The sequence below is a fragment of the Bradyrhizobium sp. 23 genome (assembly GCF_023073295.1).
Lineage (GTDB): Bacteria > Pseudomonadota > Alphaproteobacteria > Rhizobiales > Xanthobacteraceae > Bradyrhizobium > Bradyrhizobium canariense_D.
The window spans coordinates 1-1,092 of record NZ_JADPJF010000104.1 but is presented as its reverse complement, the minus strand read 5'-3'; the positions used below and the strand labels follow the sequence as shown (position 1 = coordinate 1,092).

General features: G+C 56.8%; 1 protein-coding gene and 1 pseudogene. Both read left to right on the top strand.

Features of this window, described 5'->3' with window-relative positions; genetic code table 11:
- Window positions 1-184 (top strand): annotated as a pseudogene (locus IVB32_RS27180) (transposase domain-containing protein); the annotation flags it as partial.
- A 148-nt stretch (window positions 185-332) separates the two neighbouring features.
- On the top strand, window positions 333-986 hold the full coding sequence (locus IVB32_RS27175) for a hypothetical protein (protein WP_247411942.1): 654 nt from the start codon (window positions 333-335) through the stop codon (window positions 984-986).
- Window positions 987-1,092: the final 106 nt, after the last annotated feature.

Here is a 1,092-nt window from a genome sequence, read left to right as displayed (position 1 = left end):
ACGGCGGCGCCGAGCACTGGGCCATCATCGCATCCCTGGTAGAAACTTGTAAGCTGAACGACGTCGATCCCCTTGCCTTCCTGAGTGACGCGCTCACCAGGATCGTCAACGGTCACCCAACAGCGAAATCGATCAGCTGCTTCCCTGGGCCTATCGCGCGCAATCCCTCGAAGCCGTGGCCTGAGAACGACGCTTACCGAAAAGGCATGGTGGGTCGATATGCAGATATCGCCCTTACCTGTCGCGAGCGAGTTATGGGGAGCGAGCTCCGTTCACGACCGCGGAAATACGAACGTCGCCGCTTCCGATGCTTCATCGCGGGTCACACGCCAATGAATGGCCCCTTCAGCAAAGCCACGCCTGCACCCGCATCCGCTATTCCGGTCGAATTTCAGGCCTTGTGTCCTGCTCCCCAACTTCTGCCCGGAGAAAGCATCGACCAATATCGCGCGCTCCAAGCCGTCATCTTCCGCGAGATAGCCCCCAATCCGCGATCGAGTGGCTGCTTGCCATTGATGTTGCGGAGCTGTCCTGGGAAATGCAGCGATATCTATCGCATTCTGCGGCACAAGCTGCTGGAATCATATCGCCAAAAAGCAATAGAGATGACGCTTCGTCGGATAGATGTGCCCGGCATCGTGCCCGACCTTAAAAATGATGCCGAGCGCTACATCGTTCAGAACGCGCTCGATTGGCAGCTCGATCGCGTTGCGGGAGACGAGATCGAAGCACGTCTCGCATCATATGGCTTCGATCAGCACACCATTAGCGTGGAAGTTTACGTGCAGGCCCGCGAGATCTTTACGCTATTCGAGACGCTAATGAACGCGGCACAGTTAAGACGGCTGTTCTTGTTGAAGGAGATCAGCAGCCGTCGTCGAATGCAGGACCCGGCCAACTTCGTCCCTGGTCAACCGAATATCCGATCGAGAACGAGGTACAGTTCGCTGCTGCAGAACCAATCCGGCGGTGCTTCGCGACCATGAAGGCGGTTTCGGCATGGAAAAAGGGCTCTGACTCATATGTGGAACGGCCCGGGCTGCAAGATCTTTCTCTGGTTGAACAAGGGATGACGGTGCGGTCATATGTTCG